We start from the raw sequence: 19903 nt of genomic DNA, 5'->3' as shown, positions 1-19903 counted from the left end.
TAGGGCTCAGTCCTTCAGGGCTTTGAAGGCGCCCAGTGCGCGCGCCCGGGCGGCCTTGTGGTCGACGATGGGGGCCGGGTAAGCGGCGCTGTCGAGGAGGTCGCCCACGGGGGCGTGACGCTTCTTGGCCGCTATGCTGGACAACTCCGGTACAAATTCAGTAATGAAATTGGCCTGCGGGTCGAAGCGCGTCGACTGGGTGGTGGGGTTGAAGATGCGGAAATAGGGTGCGGCATCGGTGCCGGTGGAGGCCGCCCACTGCCAGCCGCCGTTGTTGGCGGCAAACTCGCCGTCGACCAGGTGGCGCAGGAAGAAGCGCTCGCCGCGGCGCCAGTCGATCAGCAGGTGCTTGGTCAGAAACATTGCCGTGACCATGCGCAAGCGGTTGTGCATCCAGCCGGTCTGCACCAGCTGGCGCATGGCGGCGTCGACCAGCGGATAGCCGGTGCGCCCTTCGCACCAGGCGGCGAAGCCGGCATCGTCGTTGCGCCAGGCGAGGGCTTCGGTGTGCTGCTGAAAGGCGCGGTGCCGGCACACGCGGGGAAAGCCGACCACGATGTGCTGGTAGAACTCGCGCCAGATCAGCTCGCTGACCCAGGCGCTGAGGCCAGCGTCGCCGTCGGCCAGCCGGCCGCCGTTGTCACTCATCACCGCCTGCAGGCACTGGCGATGCGAGATCATGCCCAGCGCCAGGTAGGGCGATAGCTCGCTGGTGCCGCGCACCGCTGGGAAGTCGCGCTGCTGGTGATAGTGCTTGCCGCGGTAGCGCAGGAAGCGTTCCAGGCGATCGACGGCGGGGCTCTGGCCTGCCGGCCAGTGGCGGCCGTCGATGGGGGTGTCGGCGAGGCTCGGCAGGGCCGGTAGCGGATCGCTGTCGATCGCCAGGCTCGCCTGGGGAGCGGGTGTCTCGCGCAGGGCGAGGCGCTTCGCGTCGACCTGGCGATGCCAGGCCTTGGCAAAGGGCGTGAACACGCTGTAGTAGTCGCCCTGCCCGGTGAGCAGTTCGCCGGGGGCGAAGGCCACGGCATCGTGGTGGGCATGAAAGGCCAGGCCAGCCTCGTCGAAGGCGGCGGCCACCTGTTCGTCGCGACGCCGTTCGTCGAGGGGATATTCGGCGTTGACATGGAGTGCCTCGGCAGCGTGCTCGCGGGCGATTGCCAGCAGCGCCTGGGGGGCGGCGTCGAAGTGGCCGATATCGCGATACAGCAGGGGGATGTTGAGCCCGGCCAGGTCGTCGCGCAGCGCGGCCACGCCGCGCGCCCAGAAGTCGAGCTTGTTGGCACCGTGGCCATGCTGTTGCCACTGGTCGAGGCAGCGTAGGAACACGGCGATCACCGGGCCGCGGGCGGCGGCCTCGGCTAGGGCGGTGTTGTCATGGGTGCGCAGGTCGCTGCGAAACCAGACTAGGCGAGGCGTCATGGCGGGCATCCTTGTGCGGCAGTCGTGTTCGACATGGCGGCCGGCGATGCTGCGGGGCTGGGGCGTGGCTCAGGCGCGCAGCAGTGGCGCCAGGCGCGACATGGCCTGCAGCGGGTCATCGCCAAGCACCGCCACCTGGCTGTCGGCGAGATCACCGGCGCGGATCCGAGCGATGGGCCCGCACAGCCCCACCGGCACCTCGAGCTGCTCGGCGAGGCGCGGCAGCTGGCGGCGGACCAGGTCGGCGCGCTCGGAGTGGCCGCTGCAAAGCAGCAGCGCGCCAGCGCGCAGTCGCTCCACCGCCAGCGGTAGCTCGTTGAGCGGCAGCGGCGCATCGAACAGCTGCACCCGGTAACCGGCCTGGCTGGCGGCCAGCGCCACCAGCAGATCCCACAGCGTGCCGTGATCGTCGGGCAGGCGGTTGATCAGCAGCGTGGCGCCCTGGCTATTGAGGTTGGCGTGGTAGAGCCGCGTGCCGATGCGGGTGCGCAGGAAGGCCTCGAAGGTACGCCGCTGCAGGGCGGCGCCGAGCTGCTCGTCCCAGTGCTCCTCGAGCGCTTCGACCACCGGCTTGAACAGTTCGCTAAGGCAGGTGCTGACCGGATAGAGCGCCATGCACTGGTTATAGAGGCTATCGAGGCGCACCAGGTCGAGGCTCTCGACGGCGGCGATCAGCTGCTGGCGCTGGCTGGGCCAGTCACCGGCGGCGGGCTCCGGGGCCTCGACGGTGCTGGGCTGGTCGAGCAGTTCGCGCACCTGGCTGACCGGCACCCCGCGATTGAGCCACTGCAGGATGCTCTCGATGCGCTGGATGTCATCGCGGGCATACAGGCGGTGACCCTTGGGCGTGCGCTGCGGGCAGATCAAGGCGTAGCGGCGTTCCCAGGCGCGCAGGGTGACCGAGTTCACGCCGGTCAGGCGCGAGACTTCGCGGATCGGGTAGAGCGGCGCATCGGCCGGATGGGTCGCCTTGTCACTCATGCGCTCTGATGCCTCTCGTTCATAGTGGTGATCAATGGCGGCGATCACCTTAACGTATATGATGTTCAGGATGGTGCAAAATGTTGTACAAGGCAATGCCCCTGTACAAAGCGAGGCTATTCTAGCGCTGCCGCCGGCCAACGGCGAGGCTTGTTGTGTTAACGCTCAATGCACTGGTGTCCGGTCAGTCGGGCACCTCGAGCCAGCGTGCGGCAATGCCGGCGCCAATCACCGCTATGCTTGAAGAGAGCGGAGGCATGGCGTTATCCATGTCGGTGTGAGAATGTCGGTTAGATTATTAGGTATAGTACAGCTTTTGTATAATCCTTGGCGAACTCGCCACTGACTTGGCAAGGAGAGCTTGGCCATGCGCATCTTGATCACCGGCGGCAGCGGTTTCGTGGGGCAGCGACTGTGCCAGCGACTGGCTGAGTCCGGGCACCCACTGGTGGTGGTGTCCCGCGACCCGGCCGCTGCCCGCCAACGTTTGCCCGAGGGCGCCCAGGTCATCGCCAACGTGCTGGAAGCGCTCGACGCGGCGCCTGAGGCACTGGTCAACCTGGCCGGGGAATCGATCACCGCCAAGCGCTGGAGCGACGAGCAGAAACGGCGCCTGATCGACTCGCGGAGCGACGTCACCCAGGATCTGGTGATGCTGTGCGCCAAGCTGGCGGCCAACGGCCAGGCGCCGCGCGTGCTGGTATCGGCCTCGGCGATGGGTTACTACGGTGCCCAGCCGAAGCAGGGCGAGCCTGGCCAGCGGCCGGTCACCGAGGAGACCGCGCCCCACGACGAGTTCGCCCACCGGCTGTGCGAGCGCTGGGAGAGCGTGGCACGCGGCGCGGCGGAGCACGGTACCCGTGTCGCGCTGCTACGCATCGGCCTGGTGCTCGACCAGGGCGGTGGCAGCCTGCAGAAGATGCTGCCGCCGTTCAAGCTGGGGCTGGGGGGGCGCTTCGGCGATGGCCGCCAGTTCATGCCCTGGGTGCACCGCGAGGATCTGGTACGCGCCATCGAGTTCTTGCTCGAACGCGACGACCTCGAGGGGCCCTTCAATGGCTCGGCGCCACACCCGGTGACCAACGCCGCCTTCAGCCGCAGCCTGGCGCGCCAGCTGGGGCGTCCGGCCATCTTTCCGGTGCCGGCGATGGTGCTCAAGGCCGCCTTCGGCGAGATGTCGAGGCTGCTGCTGACCGGTGCCGACATGCGCCCGGCGCGCCTCGAGGCGGCCGGCTTCACCTTCACCTACCCGACCCTGGACAAGGCGCTGGCGGCGATCCTCGACTAGCCGTGGCCCGCGTCGCCTCAGCGGCTGTCATGGTCCACGGTGACGATCACGCGCACTGCGTCGAGGCGCAGGCGCGTGCCTTCGATGGCAGCGTCGAGGGCGCGGCGTTCGTCGACCAGTGCCTGGAGTTCATCTGCGCGTACCGCCGGGTTGCGCTCGGCCAGTGCCTGCAGGCGCGACAGCTCGCCGTCGAGCGCCTCGCGCATGCGGGTCTGCGCCGCCTCGACGATGCTGGGTAGTTCGCGCTCGGCCTCGGCTTCGCCCTGGATCAGCAGACCGCGCAGCTGGTCGTGGCGGCTCTTGATCAGATCGCGGGCCACCGCCTTCTTGACCTTCTGCAGGTTCTTGGACAGCCCGCTGAACGACACCTTGTCGGAGAGGTTGGCACCGGACTCATCGAGCAGCACACGCACCGCGGTGGCCGGCAGGAAGCGGTTGAGATGCAGCCGCCGGGGCGCCGGGCAGTGGGTGCGGAACACTAGCTCGACCATCAGCCGGCCGGCGGGGATCGCCGGGTGCTTGAGCAGCGCCAGGGCGGTGTTGCCCATCTGACCGTCGAGGATGCGGCCCATCATCTCGCGCAGCAGGGGGTGCTCCCAGGAGAGGCGCTGGACGTCGTCGCGGGCCAGCGCCACGCTGCGCGATAGGGTCGCCGAGAAGCCCTCTTCGCCTTTGACCAGCCCCGGCAGGCCGTCGAGCATGTGCTGGCTGGGCTGCAGGTGCAGTACCCGTCCGCCGAGCTCCTGGCTGTCGACGCCGAAGATATCCATGGCCTGGTCGAGATAGCGCGGTAGCGCCTTGTCGTGGTCGAGTTCGCGGATGGCGTCGATCACCGCATCGGCGCGGGCCGGGCGACACGCTCCCCACTCCAGCAGGCGGTTACGGCCGGCATCGTGCTCGGCAAGGCGCGCCTCGAACAGGGTGCGGGTCTCGTCGATGACCTCGGCGAGGCTCTCCTCGTCGAGCAGGGCGTCGGCGAGGGCGTCGCCGAAGGCCGCGAACAGGTCGCTGCCGATGCCGTGGGGCGCGCTGAAGGCATCCATGCCGTCGCGGTACCAGCGCAGCAGGCGCTCCCCCGGACTGGTCTCGAACACCGGCACGTGGAGTTCGATGGCGTGGCGCTGGCCGATGCGGTCGAGGCGGCCGATGCGCTGCTCGAGCTGGTCGGGGTGTAGCGGCAGGTCGAACATCACCAGGTGGCGGCAGAACTGGAAGTTGCGGCCTTCCGAGCCGATCTCGGAACATACCAGCACCTGGCAGCCGTCGTCCTCCAGGTCGGCAAAGGCCGCCGCGGCGCGGTCGCGCTCGATCAGCGACAGCCCCTCGTGGAACACCGGCGCGTGGATGCCGCCCAGCGCCTGCAGCGCCTTGGCCAGGTCGGTGGCGGTGTCGCGGTCGTGGGCGATCACCAGCAGCTTGTCGCGGCCGACCTCGGTGAGCAGCTCGAGCAACCAGGTGACGCGGGGGTCGATGCGCCACCACGGCTCCTCGTTGAGCGGATCGTGAGGCAGGGCGCGATACATGGCGTCGAGATAGAGCACTACCTCGGGGTGGTCGAGGCCGGTTTCGATCAGCAATTCGTCGAGCGCGTCCTCGTCGCGCTCGATACGGCGCAGCACGCGGCGATACGCCGAGGGCAGCGCCAGCGGCGTGACGTGTAGCCGGCGCGCCGGGAAGCCGCCGACGTGGCGACGGCTGTTGCGGAACATTACCCGTCCGGTGCCGTGGCGGTCGAGCAACTGTTCGCGCAGCTCGCGGTGCGCCACCTGGCGCTGCTCAACGCTACTCTCGGCGGAGACCAGCACCGCCAGCAGCGCCTGGCTGTCGTTGTCGTCGATCACCGCCGCCACGCTGTCGCGGTCGGCGTCGCGGGGGGCGTCCTCGCCGGCCAGCCGTTCGAGGGCGTCCACTGCCTCGGCGACCTGGGCATAGCCGAGCTCCTCGGCCTTGAAATGCTCGAGATCCTGATAGCGCTCGGGGTCGAGCAGGCGCAGCCGCGCGAAGTGACTCTCCAGCCCCATCTGCTCCGGGGTGGCGGTGAGCAGCAGCACGCCTTCGGTGCGCGCCGCCAGCGCCTCGACGCAGGCGTAGCCGGGGCCGACGTGCTCGGGATGCCAGTCGAGGTGGTGGGCCTCATCGACGATCAGCAGGTCCCAGTCGCAGGATTGGGCCTGGGTCTGGCGCTGCGGGTTGGCGAACAGCCACTGCTGGCTGGCCAGGATCAGCTGCGCCGACTCGAAGGGATTGCCGTCGAGGTGGGCCAGGCTCTGGTGCTCGTCGAGCAGCCGCACGTCGAGGGCGAAGCGGCGCAGCAGCTCGACCAGCCACTGGTGAGTGAGGCTGTCGGGGACCAGGATCAGGGCGCGCTCGGCGCGGCCGGTGAGCAGCAGGCGATGCAGGATCAGCCCCGCCTCGATGGTCTTGCCCAGGCCCACTTCGTCGGCCAGTAGCACCCGCGGGGCGTGGCGCCGGGAGACCTCGTCGGCGATGTAGAGCTGGTGAGGGATCAGGTCGATCTTGGGCCCGGCCAGGCCCAGTGCCGGGTTCTGTTCGATGCGCTGATGGTGGTGCAGGGTGCGAAAGCGTAGGTCGAACCAGTCGTTGCGGTCGACCTGGCCGGTCAGCAGGCGGTCGCGGGCCTGGTCGAACTGCATGCTGTCGGCGAGCCGTACTTCGGGCAGCTCGCGCAGGTTGCCCTGGTCGTCCTCACCGATGTAGACCACCAGGCCGTCGAGCTCCTTGCTGTCGTCGACGGTCATCTGCCAGCCCTCGGCGGACTGCACGCGATCGCCGGGGGCAAATGCCACCCGGGTCAGCGGCGCCTGATGCACGCTGTAGGTGCGGGTTTCCTGGCTGGCGCTGAATAGCACGGTGACGCTGCGGAAATCGACGTTCAGGATGGTGCCCAGGCCCAGCTCGGCTTCGCCGTCACTGATCCAGCGCTGACCGGGAGAAAATTCGCTCATGATGCCTCGGATGCTCAACGAAAACGCGCCCCGCTGTCGCGGCGGTGGGCCGACGACGCTGGCGGGGCGCGGTATGGTAACGGAAACTGGCGCGGCACTTAAGCGCTGATCGTGGCGCGTACGGCTGATACGCCTCTCAGTGGCGGTCGAGCCAGTCCTCGAGCTGGGCGCGGGTCAGCTCACCGATGTGCTGTTCGAGGACGCGGCCATCGGCGTCGAACAGCAGGGTGGTGGGCAGTCCCGGCGATTCGCTGAGCACGGTCAGCTCCTGATGCGGGTCGAGCAGCGGGTAGCTGAGCACGAACTCCTGCTCATCGAGATAGCGCATGGCCTGCATCAGGTCCTCGCCCTGGTTGGCGATCACCACGCTGACGCCGTCGCGCTGGTCGGCCTCGACCAGCAGCGGCATCTCGCGCAGGCAGGGCGGACACCAGGTGGCCCATAGGTTGACGATCACCAGCTCGTCCTGGATCTCGCTGAGGGTGACCGGCTCGCCGTCGAGGTTGTCCAGGGTCAGGTCGGGCAGTTCGCGCAGGGCGATCTCGCCACCCAACGGCGAGACGGTGACCACGGCAAGCCACAGCGCCGAACTGCCGATCACCAGCGCCATGCCGCCGAGCATCTTGATCAGGTGCTCGCGCAGCGCCCAGGCGGTCCAGATCAGTGCCGCCAGCAGCCCCCACAGGCCATGGAAGCCGGGCTGCCAGAACTTGACGATATCCAGCGGCGCCGCGGCGTAGGCGTCGGGGTGGCTGAGCACATGGCCGAGCCGCGCACCGATCAGCCACACGATCACCAGCACGTTGAACCAGCGGGCATGGGTGCCCTTGGGCAGGCCAAGCAGCATCAGGCTGGCCAGCAGCAGGATCAGCCCTGCGCCGAAGGCATACAGGCGGGGCAGGGAAAGCAGCACTGGGCCAATGGCGATGGCGTCCATCCGGCAAGCTCCAACGGGTCAGGGGGGCGGCGGCCTCGGGCGGCCGCTGTTACACTAGGGCGCGTAGCGCCATGCGCTAGAAGCGTACTGACGCTGCGCCCGACTGTCACCCCCGGAGCTGCACATGGCCAAGCCTGCCTTCGATATTCTGCGCGCCCTGGCGATCGCCAGCCAGGCACTCGGCTTCATCGTGATCATCACCCTGGAGACGCTGCTCGGCGATGCCGCGCGTGCCTGGCAGGGCGTGACCCTGGCGCTGATGGTGGTGGCGGCGCTGGGCATTGCACTAGCGCGGCTCTACCGACGCAACAAGCGACGCAAGCAGCAGGTGGCGCATCAGCATGACGAGTGACCTGCGGTGATTGGTCGCGCCAGCACCGGCGCACGCCTCGTCCTGACAGCGCTGCTGGCCACCTGCCTGCTGCTGGCGGGCTGCGCTCCGGTACCGGTAGCGCGCAGCCACTCCTGGGCCCTACCGCTGCACGAGAGCGAGGCGACCGCGCTGGGCGGCTGGGTGGCCGAGCAGCATGCGCAGCAGGCCCCTGAGCAGAGTGGTTTTCGCTTGCTGGTCGACGGCGACGAGGCCTTCGCCCTGCGTGCCGCACTGCTGGCGCGCAGCGAGCGCACCCTCGACGTGCAGACCTATATCGCCGACGATGGCCTCACCTCGCGGGTGCTGTTGGCGCAGATGCTGGATGCCGCCGAGCGCGGTGTCAGGGTGCGGCTGCTGCTCGACGACCTGGCCAGCCTCAACAACGAAGCCCTGCTGGCCGCCATCGACAGCCACCCACAGGTGGAGGTGCGGCTGTTCAATCCGCTGCTGCGGGGGCGCGGCACGCTGCTGAGTCGCGGGGTGATGATGGCCGCCGACCTGCGCCGCCAGCATCGCCGCATGCACAACAAGCTGTGGCTGAGCGATGGCGCGGTGGCGATTACCGGCGGGCGCAACCTCGGCGACGAGTACTTCAACGCCGATGAGCAGCGCAACTTCGCCGACCTCGACCTGCTGGCGGTGGGGCCGGTGGCGCGTGACCTGTCGCGCAGCTTCGACGACTACTGGCGCCATCACCTGGCGCTGCCGATGGCGCGCTTCCGCCAGGCCGAGCCCGACGCCTGGCGCGAACTGCGCGACGACCTGGCGGCGTGGCTCGAGGAGCAGCGCCACGATTCGCCCTACCTGGTGACGCTGCGCCAGCGCTTCGCTGAGGCCACCCCTGGGGCGCTGCTGGCGCCGCTGACCTGGGCGCCCGGGCAAGCGCTGTGGGATCCGCCGGCCAAGCTGGCGGGGCGCGGGCGGCCGGCGCTGGAGGAGACTCTCTCCGGGGAGTTGGTCGAGGTCATCGATGAGCTGGAGCAGCGACTGCTGATCATCTCGGCCTACTTCATCCCCACTCCCCAGGGCGCCGCCCAGCTGCAGCGCCTGGCACGGGATGGCGTCGAGGTGGCGGTGATCACCAACTCGCTGGAAGCCACCGACGTGCCGCCGGTGCACGGTGCCTATGCCGGCTATCGCCCGGCGCTGCTCGAAAGCGGCGTGCGCCTCTATGAACTGCGGGCCGATCACCAGGAGAGCGCCAGCCTCGGCGTGCCGGGGGCGTCGTCGTCGAGCCTGCATATCAAGGCGCTGGGCTTCGACCGCGATCAGCTATTCGTGGGCAGCTATAATATCGACCCGCGCTCGATCTGGTGGAACAGCGAAGTAGGTGTGCTGGTGGAAAGCCAGGCCCTCAATCGTGAGCTATGGGCACTGGCCGAGCTGGGCATGAGCCCTTCGCTGAGCTATGCCGTGGGCCTGGATGAGGCCGGCAGCCTCGAGTGGCATACCGATAATGCCGACCAGCCCGAGGTGCTGCGCCGCGAGCCGGGCAGCTGGCTGCGCCGGCTGGGCGCCTGGAGCAGTCGGGCACTGCGCCTTGAGGACTGGCTCTAGGCGCCTGTTGGGCGTCCACCGGGAGGAGGAGAGATTGCGACTCGATTATCGCGGTGCGCTACCCGAAACCGTCGGCTACCTGCTCTTGCCGAGCTTCTCAATGATGGCCTTCTTCGCCGCGGTGGAGCCGCTGCGCATTGCCAACCGCCTCAGCGGCCGGCCGCTGTTCGACTGGACGCTGATCAGCGAGGACGGCGAGCCGGTCACCGCCTCCAACGGTATGACCCTGCTCGTCGATCAGGCCATCGGCGAGGTACATGACCTGCCGTCGCTGGCGGTGTGCAGCGGCTTTGCGCCGGAACAACACCTCAAGCGCCCGCTGCTGGCCTGGCTGCACCACCTCGACCAGGCCGGCTGTGTGCTGGGCGGGCTCGATACCGGCTGCTTCCTGCTCGCCGCGGCGGGGCTGCTCGGCGGCGAGCGGGTGACGCTGCACTGGGAGAGCCTGCCGGCCTTTCGTGAGCGCTTTCCGGCGATCGCCACCTCCGACGAGCTGTTCGAGCTCGGTACGCGGCGCTTCTCCTGCGCCGGCGGGGCCGCGGCCATGGACATGGCGTTGGAGGTGATCGCCCGGCGCCATGGCACCAAGCTGGCCATCGACGTCTCTGAGCAGCTGGTGCATGAGCGCATGCGCACCCGCGATGACCAGCAGCGCATGTCGCTGGTACGCCGCCTGGGGACGCATAATCGTCGTCTGATAGAGGCCGTGGCGCTGATCGAGCGCCACCTCGAGGAGCCGCTGAGCCTCGCCGAGGTGGCACGCCGCAGCGGTGTCTCGCCGCGCCAGCTGCAGCGGCTCTTCGAGCAGCATCTCGCCACCTCGCCGCGCCGGTGGTACCTGCGGCGGCGGCTCGAGCGCGCCAGGCAGCTGCTCGAGGAGACCGACCTCGACGTGCTCGCGGCGGGGCTCGCTTGTGGCTTCACCTCGAGTTCGAGCTTCGCCCGCGCCTTCCGCGCCCAGTTTGGCATGTCGCCACGGGAGGTGCGAAACCGGCCGGACGGCAGTGGCAGCAAGCCGCGGCGTGCTTAGCGAGTGGGCAGCCAGCGGCGCCGGGTCGGCTGCATGCCGGGAAAATTCAGCTCCACCAGGCGCAGTACCAGGGTCAGCACCACGGTGGTGGCCAGGTAGATGCCGGCGATCAGCAGCAGCGGCTCGTAGACCAGGAAGGTCTCGTCGCGGATGATATTGGCCGCCTGCAGCAGGTCCATCAGGGCGATGGTGGAGACCAGCGGCACCGACTTGAGCAGCAGGATCATCTCGCCAGTGAGGGTCGGCAGGCAGAGCTGGATGGCCCGCGGCAGCCACAGCCGGGTCAGCACCTGGAAGGACGACAGCCCGAAGGCGCGGCCGGCTTCCAGCTCGCCCCGCGGCACGCTCTGCATGGCGCCGCGGATCACCTCGCCGGAGTAGGCGCCGACGCTGAGGATGAAGGTCAGGGCGCCGAAGAAGAAGGGCTCGCGCAGCAGCGGCCAGAAGAGGCTGTCGCGGATGCCCGGGACCCCCTCCAGCAGCCGGCCCACCCCGTAGTAGAAGAAGAACAACTGCACCAGCAGCGGGGTGCCGCGAATCACGGTGGTAAAGGCCCAGGCCAGCCAGGCCAGCGGGCGCGGGCCGCGCAGCCGGGCCAGGGCCACCGCCACGGCGAGGAGCATGCCGCCCAGCGCCGAGACCAGCAGCAGCCACAGGGTATTGACGAAGCCCTCCCACAGATAGGCCTGGTAGAAGGGATCGCTCAGCCAGGAAAAGTCCATCTCAAGCCTCCGTGGGTTGGCCGCGGCGCACATGGCGCTCGAGGCGGGCGAACAGCGCCGTGGAGGTCAGCGTCATCAGCAGGTAGATGACGCCGGCGGCGGCGTAGAAGAGGAAGTAGGCGCGGCTGCTGGCGGCGGCCTGCTGGATGGTGAAGAACAGCTCGTTGAAGCCGATCACGCTGATCAGGGCGGTGTCCTTGATCAGGATCAGCCACAGGTTGGACATGCCCGGCAGGGCGTTGGGCAGCATCCCCGGCAGCACGATGCGGTGGAAGCGCGTCCAGCGCGAGAAGCCGAAGGCGTCGGCGGCCTCCAGCTGGCCCTGCGGGATGGCCAGGATGGCGCCGCGGAACACCTCGGTCATGTAGGCGCCCTGGACGAAGGCCAGCACCCCCACGGCGGTGGCGAAGCCGGTGATCTGCACGGCGCCGGCCATGCCCAGATGCGCCAGTAGAGCCTCCAGCGCCTGGGCGCCGGCATAGTAGAGCAGGATGATCAGCAGCAGCTCGGGCACCGCGCGAATCAGCGTCGAGTAGCCGGTGGCCAGGCCGCGCAGCGGCGCCCAGGGGCTGAGCTTGGCGCCTGCGCCAAGCAGTCCCAGCAGCAGGCCAATGGCGTAGGCCAGCACGGCGATCTGCAGCGTGGTCAGGGCCCCGGCCATGATCGGGCCGGCCCAGTCGCCGAGCCCCTCCGGTGTCATCGCAGTCATGGTTGAGCTTTTCCTCGGTCACACAACGAAGTCCCCCGGCGCCGCTGGCGCCGGGGGTATGGCAGCCATTGACGGCTCAGTCGTAGACGCAGACGTCGGTGCCCAGGTACTGCTCGGAGAGGTCGCCACAGGTGCCGTCCTCGATCACCGCGGCGATGCCCGCGTTGAGCGCCTCGCGCAGATCGTCCTCCTCCTGGCGCAGGCCAATGCCGATGCCCTCGCCGTAGGCCTCGTGATGGGGAGCCGTGGCCTTGACCTCGAAGCCGCTCGCCTCGTCCCGGTCGAGGAACTGCAGCATGGCGATCTCGTCGGCGAGGATCAGGTCCAGGCGACCGGCCAGCAGGTCGTTGTTGACCTGTTCCGCTTGATCGTAGAGACGGATGTCCACGCCGCTATCGCCTAGCTCGCGGCGCGCATAGGTGGCGTTGGTGGTGGCGCTCTGCACCCCCATGATCAGGCCGTCCAGGTCATCGGGGATGTCCAGCGCCAGGTCGCTGGCGGCGACATAGGCGCCGGGGGTGAAGTAGTAGGGGCGGGTGAAGTCGATGACCCGCTGACGCTGCTCGGTGATCGACATGGAGTTCATGATCATGTCGATGCGCCCGGCATTGAGGGCGGGAATGATACCGCTCCAGCCGGTGGGCGTGATCTCGCAGTCGCGGCCCATGGCGTCGCAGATGGCGTGGGCCAGTTCTACCTCGAAGCCGGTCCAGTCGCCGCTGGCGGCCTTGTAGGTGAAGGGCGGGTAGGGCTCGCCGGAGATGCCTACCTTGAGCGGGTCGGCGGCCTGGGCGGTGAGGCCGAGGCTGATGGCGGCCGCGGCGCTAGCGATCATCAGGGGGAACTTCATGGTCTTCTCCTGTCGTTATGGTTAGGTGGAGCCTTCAGGCCGCGGGCGCCACGAAGTGGCGACAGCGGGGATCGTCGAAAACGTCTTGCGGCGTGCCTTCGGCGGCGATGCAGCCCTGGTCGAGGTAGACCAGCTGGTCGGAAACCTCGCGGGCGAAATGCATCTCGTGGGTGACCAGCAGCATGGTGCGGCCCTCGTCGGCGAGGCCGCGGATCACCCCCAGCACCTCGTTGACCCGCTCCGGGTCCAGCGCCGAGGTGGGCTCGTCGAAGAGCAGCAGGCGCGGCTCCATGGCCAGGGCGCGGGCGATGGCGACCCGCTGCTGTTGGCCGCCGGAGAGGAAGGCAGGATAGGCGTCGCGCTTGTCGGCCATGCCGACCCGTTCCAGGTAGTGCTCGCCCAGCGCGGTGGCCTGCTTGCGGGAGAGCCCCTTGACCCGCATGGGGGCCTCGATGACATTGCCCAGCACGCTGAGGTGGGGCCACAGGTTGAACTGCTGGAAGACCATTGCGACCTTGGCGCGCAGCCGCTGCAGCTGGCGCCGGTCCAGGCCGACGATGTCGCCCTGGGGATTGCGGGCGAAGCGAATCGCCTCGTCGGCAATCGCCAGTTCGCCGCGGTCGGGGCGTTCCAGCAGGTTCATGCAGCGCAGCAGGGTGCTCTTGCCGGAGCCGCTGGCGCCGATGATCGAGGTGACGGTGCCCTCGGCGACGCTCAGCGAGACGCCCTTGAGTACTTCCAATTCGCCAAAACGCTTGATCAGGTGGTCGGCCGCCACTGCGGGGGCGGCCTGGGGACGGAGGGGACGCTCGAATGATGATGTCATAGGCAATCGGCCTCCGGGGCCGGGGACGGTGACAGGGCGCGCTCATCTCGGGCGCGTTGCGCACAGGCCGCCAGGCGCTGGCTGGCCGCGGCGAGGCGTTCGGCCTCCACGGTCAGGCTGAGGCGCACGAAGCCCGCCGCCGAGGGGCCGAAGGCCTCGCCGGAGAGCACCGAGATGCCCTCCTCGTCGAGCAGGCGGTCGGCGAAGGCCTGGGAGGAGAGGCCGGTGGCGCGGATATCCACCATCAGGAACATCCCCGCCGGCGGGCGGATCGCCGTCACCGCCGGGCTCTCGGCGAGGGCCGCGCAGACGGCGTCGCGGCGCGCCCGATAGACCTCGCGCATCGCCTGCAGCTCGGTGGGCGGCGTGGTCAGGGCGTCGCAGGCGGCGTCCTGGATAAAGTCGGGGCAGCCGTAGAGCATGCACAGCGCCAGGTGGGTCAGGTGCTGGATCAGCGCCTCGGGGCCCAGCACCCAGCCCAGCCGCCAGCCGGTCATGGCATGCGACTTGGAAAGGCTGCTGATCACCACGCTGCGTTCGGCCATGCCCACCAGGCTGGCGGGACAGATATGCTCGCCCTCGAAGATCAGCTCGGCGTAGACCTCATCGGAGATCAGCCACAGATCGTGGCGGCGGCACAGCGCGGCGATCGCCGCCCAGCTCTCGGCGTCGATCAACTGGCCGGTGGGGTTGTGCGGGCTGTTGAGCAGGATGGCCCGGGTGCGCGGGGTGATGGCCGCCTCCAGGGCCGCCGGGTCGAGGCGGAACGCCGCCTCGCCGTCCAGCGGTACCTGCACCAGCTCGGCACCGGTGGCGCGCAGCACCGCCTCGTAGGTGACATAGCTGGGCTCGGGGACCAGCACCTCGTCGCCGGGGTCGAGCAGGCACTGGGCGGCGGCATAGAGGCCGCACTGGGCGCCAGCCATGACGATGACGTTATCCGGGCCGATGTCGAGGCCCAGACGACGGTAGTCGTCGGCGATGGCCTGGCGCAGCGCCAGCTTGCCCTGCACGTTGGGGTAGTGAGTGGCACCGCCGCGCAGGCTGGTCACGGCGCTCTCGACGATGGGTGCCGGGGTGGCGAAGTCGGGATCGCCCACCGAAAGCACGGTGATTACCTCGCCGGCGGCCTGGCGGGCCAGGGCGCGGTAGTGGATATCCCAGGCCGCGGCCCCTTCGCCGGCGATGCGGTCGGTCAGTCGTGAATAGTGCATAGGGCTCTCGTTGTGATGTCGGTTAGCCGCAAACGTCGGCCTGGTTAAGGCGGCGCCGTTCGGCCTGCCAGGCGCGGTCGCCGCCGACCGACGACGTTGCCCAGGTTTCGTATTGTGTTGCCACGTGCTCGGCCATGGACGGCGATACTTGACGCAGCGGCTGACCAGTGGCCTGAGCTGCCAGTTGTGCCTGGCAGCTGCGCTCCAAGTCGCGCATGCGCAGGAAGGCCTCACCGACGCTTTTTCCGCAGGTCAGCAGGCCGTGCTGGCGCAGGATCATCGCGGAGTGATTGCCGAGGTCGTCGCCTAGCCGCTCGCGTTCATCGAGTGCCAGCGCGATGCCTTCGAAGTCGTGGTAGGCCAGCCGGTGGTAGAACTGCAGCGCCCACTGATTGAGCGGTAGTAAACCCGCCTCAAGACACGAGACGGCAACGCCGGCCACGGTATGGGTATGCAGTACGCAGTTGACCTCGGGACGGGCGGCGTGGAGCGCGCTGTGTATGGTGAAGCCCGCCGGGTTGATGCCCAGCCCGGTGGGGTCATCGAGCACCTGGCCGTCGGCGTCCACCGTTACCAAACTGTCGGCGCGCACCTCGGCAAAACGCAGCCCGTAGGCATTGAGCAGAAAGCGCTCGCCGGGTAGGCGCGCTGAGATATGCGTATCGATGCCGTCGTCCATGCCGTCCAGAGCGATCAGCCGATAGGCGGCCGCTAGGTCATGGCGAATATCGCGCTCCTCGGGCGTCGCCGCGTTCATCGCTCGGCCTCGACAACAGCGATTGCCTCTTTACCGTCGCGGGTAGTCACGCCTTCCAGAAAGCTCGCTACGCGCTCAGGATGATTGTCAAGCCACTCGCGGGCAACGACCTCAAGCTCGCGTTCCTCCAAACTGAAGGCACTGATGAACTCACTCTGCTCGTCGGCTGAGAAGCGGAATTGATCGAGCAGCCGTGTCAGATTGGGGTTCGCCTCGGCGTAACGCTTGGCGACGATGGTCTTGACGTCGCTGCGGCCATTATTGTCGCCGTAGACGCCTGCCGGATCGTCAAGGATATGCACGTCGTATTCCGGCACCATCCAGTGGGGTGTCCAGCCATAAAAGAGAATCCAGCGACCCTCGTCCACGGCGGCGGCCACCTCGCTGAGCATACCTGGCGTGGAAGAGGGCTTTCCCTCCCAGTCACCCAGGCCATAGGTATTCGCCTCGATGGCACCCTCAAGCATATCGGTAACCGTCGAGCCGCTCTCGATGCTGTAGATACGATGATCGAAGCGCTCGGCAATCTCGGCATCGGCGAGTTGCTCGGCGCTGGTCAGGCCAGCCTCAGCCACATAACCCGGCACCGCGAAGCCCATGCGAGCGCCAGTGACGTTGTTGCCCAGATCGACAATGGCGCCAGCCGCCATGGCCGCGTCGTAGCTCTGCTGCTGGGCGGGTAACCAGCCGGCCAGGAAGGCGTCGCTGTCGCCGCTCTGCAGAGTCTGGTAGCCCACGGTTGAGCTGACCTCCAGCGCCTTGACCCGATACCCCAGGGGCTCCGCCAGCTGGGCGAAGATCTCCGACTTGACGGTAACACCCGGCCAGGGGGGCACGACGAGACGCAGCTCATCGCTGGCGTCCTGGTGGGCTAGCGCGGTGAGCGGCAGCAGGCCGATGAGGATGAGGCCGGTGAGTCGGGTGGTATTGCGCATGTCAGGGATCCTTGTTGTCGGTTATCGATGGGAGGGTGGCGCGGTGGCCGCCATCCAGGCCGCCGCGTCCACTTCGATCAGCAACGCTGAGTCGTCGTCGCCGAGAAGGGCAAGTGCCTCGCCGAGGGAGGCGGGGTCACCCACCGTCCGGTAGCGGCAGGCGTAGGCGTCGGCCAGGGCGGCAAAGTCCGGCGGTGCCAGATCGACGCCGAGCTGCGGCACCTCGTGCATGGCCATATAGCGGCGAATCTCGTCGTAGCCGTGGTTGTTCCAGATCACCACCGCCACGGGCTGCCCCAGATCGCGGGCGGTGGCCAGTTCGCCGAGCACGAACTGCAGACCGCCGTCGCCGACCAGGGCCACCACCGGGCGCTGCGGGCAGGCCAGCGCCGCGCCGAGCGCCGCCGGCAGGCCGTAGCCGAGGGTGCCGTAGCCGGTGGCGGCGTTGAACCAGTACCGCGGTGCCGGCAGCGAGGCGAGGAAGTTGCCGGCATAGACCGGCCCGGTGGAGTCGCCCACCAGGATGGCGTCGGGCAGCGTCGCCCGTAGCGTGGCATAGAGCGGCACATAGGGGGCGAGCTCCGGGTCCGCCTCGAGGGCCAGCGCGTCGCGCACCGCCGCGGCGCGGCCGTCGTCGGCGCGCAGTGGTAGCGCCTCGGCGAGGTCGTGCATCACCTGGCCGACGTCGGCCAGCAGCGCCAGGTCGGCGGCCTGGTTGCGGCCCAGCTGCTGGGGATCGATGTCGACCCGGATCAGCCGTCCGTCGAGGCGAAAACCGTTATCGAACACCAGGTCGTAGTCGGTTTCGCCGAGCTCGGTGCCGAGGGCCAGGATCACGTCCGCCTCGGCGGCCAGGCGGCGCGTGGCGGGCAGGCTGGCGGTGGCGCCCAGGTCCAGCGGGTGGTCCTGACCCAGGACCCCCTTGGCGTTGATGGTGGTCAGCGCCGGGGCCTGAAAGCGTTCGACCAGAGCGCGGGCCGCCTGCGGGGCGCTGGCGCAGCCGCCGCCCAGCAGCAGCAGGGGGCGCTCGGCCCCGGCCAACCAGTCGGCGGCCTGGGCGATGGCGGCCGCCGGGGCTGTCGGCGGGTAGACCCGTAGCGGGCGCGGTGGCGGGGCCTCCAGAGGCGCAGCCAGCAGGTCTAGTGGGATCTCGATATGCACCGGTCCCGGCCGGGCGCTCTGGAAGATCGCGAAGGCGCGCGCCAGCACTTCCGGCAGCGCCGCCGGGTCGAGCAGGGTATGGCTGAAGACGCTGACGCCGGCCAGGGTCTGCTGTTGACTGGGCAGCTCGTGCAGCCGTCCCTGGCCGCGCCCCAGGGTGTCGCGACGGTTGACGCTGGAGATCACCAGCATGGGCACCGAGTCGGCCAGCGCCTGGCCCATGGCGGTGGCGATATTGGTCATCCCCGGGCCGCTGATGATGAAGCAGGCCGCGGGCTTGCCGCTGGCGCGGGCATAGCCATCGGCCATGAAACCGGCGCCCTGCTCATGGCGCGGCGTAACGTGGCGGATGGCGCTGTCGCCCAGGCCGCGGTAGAGCTCGATGGTATGCACCCCGGGAATGCCAAAGGCGGTGTCCACGCCATACGCTTCGAGCAGTCGCAGCAGGTAGTTGGCACAGGTCTGGGGCATGTCAGTCGTGCTCCACGCGGTGCTTGGCCAGCGGCTCGGGCAGCCCGCCGCGGGGCGTACGACCCAGTACCCGCTCGACCATGGGCAGGAAGTGCTCCAGGGGCAGGGTGTCGTAGTCGGGGTCGAAGCTGGCCTGGTCCCAGTCGTCACAGAAGCGCACGGTGCGCGCATAGGCCGGATGATCGCGATACGCTTCGCGGGCGTGTCGATCCTGGCCGAAGAAGTGGCGATAGTGGTAGCCCTGGAAGAGTTCGTGGTGGCGAATCATCCAAGTGTTGAGGGGGTCGATAAAGGGCTCGAGGATGGCCGCGGCGACCTCGGCGTGGTTGGCCGGGGCCAGGTCGTCGCCGATATCGTGGAGCAGGGCGCAGACCACCATCTCTTCATCGGCACCGTCGCGCAGCGCCCGGGTGGCGGTCTGCAGGCAGTGCTGGTAGCGGTCCACCGGGTAGCCGTGGGTGTCGCCGGCGAGGTTGTGCAGATGGGCCAGCACCCGGCGCGGGGCATCCTCGACGTAGTCGCGGAAGCGGGCGTCGATCAGTGCCCAGTCGTCGCGCTGGGCCTCGCCGAAGTGACGGAAGCGAGCTTGATTCATGCGGGCTCTCCTGAGGCGTTGGTCTCGGCCTGGCGGCGTAGTACCCGCCGGCGGCTGGCGGTGCTGTCGCGGTCGACATAGCCCTGGCGCATGTGGCGCACGCCGCCGGCCAGCTGATAGGCGCGGCGCCCGTGCAGCAGCCGGTAATTGTCGATGATCAGCATCTGCCCCGGATCGAGCTTGAGATGCAGGGTCAGCTCCTCGCCGGTGATCAGCTCATGGAAGGCGCGGCGCGCGGCGAAGTAGGCATCGAGCACGTCGGGGGCAAGAGCCGGCATCCGTTCGGTGCGGTTGGAGTAGCGCACGCGCATGGGCTCGCCGTGGCTATCCAGCTCGATCAGCGGTCCCTCGCTCTCGAGGTGGGTGGTGTCGTCGCGGTAGCGAAAGCCGGGACGCACCTGGCTCAGGCAGTCGAAGGCCTCAGGGTTGCGCTCGCGCAGCAGCCGGGCGGCCATGAAGCCATCGGCCAGGGTGCTGTCGCCTCCTTCGGCGGCGTTGGCCAGGCAGTGCAGCCAGATATAGCCGGGGATGGGGTCGCGGTAGGGGTTGTCGGTATGCGGCTCGAGGCCGCGCTGGGTCATGGTCAAATCGTAGGCATTGGCCACCGACTTGACGTCGGCGATGCCGCCCCAGTTGGTGCGCCGCAGCGGGCCGATGCGGTCGATCAGCGGGCGCATGCCGTCCTCTTCGCCGGGCACCCCGGAGACCATCACGAAGCCGTCGCGCTGCAGCGCCTCGAGCATGGCCAGCAGGGCAGCGTCGTCATGCAGGGCAGCACTGAAGTCGGCGCGGGGTGCGGGGGCGCTGGCGGCGTCCCACAGGCGTTGGGGCGGGTCGACGGCCTCGTCGAGCAGCTCCTGCAGCGGGAAGTCGCAGCGGTGGCCATCGCTGAAGTGCAGCCTCAGGGCGTGATCGACGCTCTCCGCCGACTCCAGGCGCAGGTCCAGCGGCAGCTCGGCGGCCTCGATCAGGCGCTGACCGGTGCGCGGGTCCCGGGTCTGGGGGTCGGAGCTGCGCTCGCGCAGCCACAGGGCGGTGAACTCCCGTGATTGATCGCACTGGTCGAGGACCAGGCGTTGGCCTTCGGACTGGAGCCTGACGTGAGTCATGAC

General features: G+C 68.8%; 18 protein-coding genes. 4 read left to right on the top strand and 14 right to left on the bottom strand.

Going from position 1 to position 19903, the window contains the following annotated elements:
• Positions 1 to 6: 6 nt before the first annotated feature.
• Positions 7 to 1419, bottom strand: a complete 1413-nt coding sequence (gene phrB / locus CK498_RS22935) for a deoxyribodipyrimidine photo-lyase (RefSeq protein ID WP_095623186.1) — start codon at positions 1417 to 1419, stop codon at positions 7 to 9.
• Positions 1420 to 1488: 69 nt separating this feature from the next.
• A complete protein-coding gene (locus tag CK498_RS22930; RefSeq protein ID WP_095623185.1) occupies positions 1489 to 2400 on the bottom strand; it encodes a MerR family transcriptional regulator in 912 nt (303 codons plus the stop codon).
• 367 nt (positions 2401 to 2767) lie between these two features.
• On the opposite strand from CK498_RS22930, the gene CK498_RS22925 reads away from it, so the two are divergent.
• Positions 2768 to 3688 (top strand): TIGR01777 family oxidoreductase, encoded by a 921-nt coding sequence (locus tag CK498_RS22925; RefSeq protein WP_095623184.1) that lies wholly within the window; start codon positions 2768 to 2770, stop codon positions 3686 to 3688.
• 17 nt (positions 3689 to 3705) lie between these two features.
• Here the strand turns inward: CK498_RS22925 and rapA are convergent, their stop codons facing one another.
• Together rapA and CK498_RS22915 are read right to left on the bottom strand one after the other, a co-directional pair.
• Positions 3706 to 6654, bottom strand: a complete 2949-nt coding sequence (gene rapA / locus CK498_RS22920; RefSeq protein WP_095623183.1) for an RNA polymerase-associated protein RapA — start codon at positions 6652 to 6654, stop codon at positions 3706 to 3708.
• A gap of 136 nt (positions 6655 to 6790) precedes the next feature.
• On the bottom strand, positions 6791 to 7591 hold the full coding sequence (locus CK498_RS22915; protein WP_095623182.1) for a TlpA disulfide reductase family protein: 801 nt from the start codon (positions 7589 to 7591) through the stop codon (positions 6791 to 6793).
• A 124-nt stretch (positions 7592 to 7715) separates the two neighbouring features.
• Between CK498_RS22915 and CK498_RS22910 the strand changes: the two genes are divergently transcribed.
• From CK498_RS22910 to CK498_RS22900, 3 genes are read left to right on the top strand one after another with little or no spacing between them, the layout of a single operon-like run.
• A complete protein-coding gene (locus tag CK498_RS22910) occupies positions 7716 to 7943 on the top strand; it encodes a hypothetical protein (RefSeq protein ID WP_095623181.1) in 228 nt (75 codons plus the stop codon).
• A 6-nt stretch (positions 7944 to 7949) separates the two neighbouring features.
• The gene (locus tag CK498_RS22905) at positions 7950 to 9521 is read left to right on the top strand and encodes a phospholipase D family protein (protein ID WP_229359192.1); all 1572 of its coding nucleotides are present in this window, start codon (positions 7950 to 7952) and stop codon (positions 9519 to 9521) included.
• A 34-nt stretch (positions 9522 to 9555) separates the two neighbouring features.
• Complete coding sequence (locus CK498_RS22900; protein ID WP_095623180.1) at positions 9556 to 10551, top strand: GlxA family transcriptional regulator; 996 nt, start codon at positions 9556 to 9558, stop codon at positions 10549 to 10551.
• Here the strand turns inward: CK498_RS22900 and CK498_RS22895 are convergent.
• The 10 genes from CK498_RS22895 to tmpA form a co-directional block, all read right to left on the bottom strand.
• Positions 10548 to 11273, bottom strand: a complete 726-nt coding sequence (locus CK498_RS22895; protein ID WP_095623179.1) for an ABC transporter permease — start codon at positions 11271 to 11273, stop codon at positions 10548 to 10550. The genes CK498_RS22900 and CK498_RS22895 overlap by 4 nt on opposite strands.
• 1 nt (position 11274) lies before the next feature.
• Complete coding sequence (locus CK498_RS22890; RefSeq protein WP_095623178.1) at positions 11275 to 11982, bottom strand: ABC transporter permease; 708 nt, start codon at positions 11980 to 11982, stop codon at positions 11275 to 11277.
• A 76-nt stretch (positions 11983 to 12058) separates the two neighbouring features.
• The gene (locus CK498_RS22885; protein ID WP_095623177.1) at positions 12059 to 12832 is read right to left on the bottom strand and encodes a transporter substrate-binding domain-containing protein; all 774 of its coding nucleotides are present in this window, start codon (positions 12830 to 12832) and stop codon (positions 12059 to 12061) included.
• A 34-nt stretch (positions 12833 to 12866) separates the two neighbouring features.
• On the bottom strand, positions 12867 to 13658 hold the full coding sequence (locus CK498_RS22880) for an ABC transporter ATP-binding protein (protein ID WP_095623176.1): 792 nt from the start codon (positions 13656 to 13658) through the stop codon (positions 12867 to 12869).
• Entirely contained in the window at positions 13655 to 14872 is a 1218-nt protein-coding gene (locus CK498_RS22875) for a pyridoxal phosphate-dependent aminotransferase (protein WP_095623175.1), read from the bottom strand. The genes CK498_RS22880 and CK498_RS22875 overlap by 4 nt, the downstream gene beginning before the upstream one ends.
• Positions 14873 to 14894: 22 nt before the next feature.
• Positions 14895 to 15629: a class II aldolase/adducin family protein gene (locus CK498_RS22870; protein WP_095623174.1), complete on the bottom strand. Its 735-nt coding sequence runs from the start codon at positions 15627 to 15629 to the stop codon at positions 14895 to 14897.
• A complete protein-coding gene (locus tag CK498_RS22865) occupies positions 15626 to 16564 on the bottom strand; it encodes an ABC transporter substrate-binding protein (RefSeq protein WP_095623173.1) in 939 nt (312 codons plus the stop codon). Before CK498_RS22865 ends, CK498_RS22870 begins: the two co-directional genes overlap by 4 nt.
• 21 nt (positions 16565 to 16585) lie before the next feature.
• Complete coding sequence (locus CK498_RS22860; RefSeq protein ID WP_095623172.1) at positions 16586 to 18196, bottom strand: 5-guanidino-2-oxopentanoate decarboxylase; 1611 nt, start codon at positions 18194 to 18196, stop codon at positions 16586 to 16588.
• A 1-nt stretch (position 18197) separates the two neighbouring features.
• A complete protein-coding gene (locus CK498_RS22855) occupies positions 18198 to 18791 on the bottom strand; it encodes an HD domain-containing protein (protein WP_095623171.1) in 594 nt (197 codons plus the stop codon).
• The gene (gene tmpA / locus CK498_RS22850; protein WP_095623170.1) at positions 18788 to 19900 is read right to left on the bottom strand and encodes a 2-trimethylaminoethylphosphonate dioxygenase; all 1113 of its coding nucleotides are present in this window, start codon (positions 19898 to 19900) and stop codon (positions 18788 to 18790) included. Before tmpA ends, CK498_RS22855 begins: the two co-directional genes overlap by 4 nt.
• Positions 19901 to 19903: the final 3 nt, after the last annotated feature.

Source organism: Halomonas salipaludis (assembly GCF_002286975.1).
Taxonomy (GTDB): domain Bacteria; phylum Pseudomonadota; class Gammaproteobacteria; order Pseudomonadales; family Halomonadaceae; genus Franzmannia; species Franzmannia salipaludis.
Note: the sequence above shows the minus strand (reverse complement) of the source record. Positions and strands in the feature narration are given on the sequence as shown.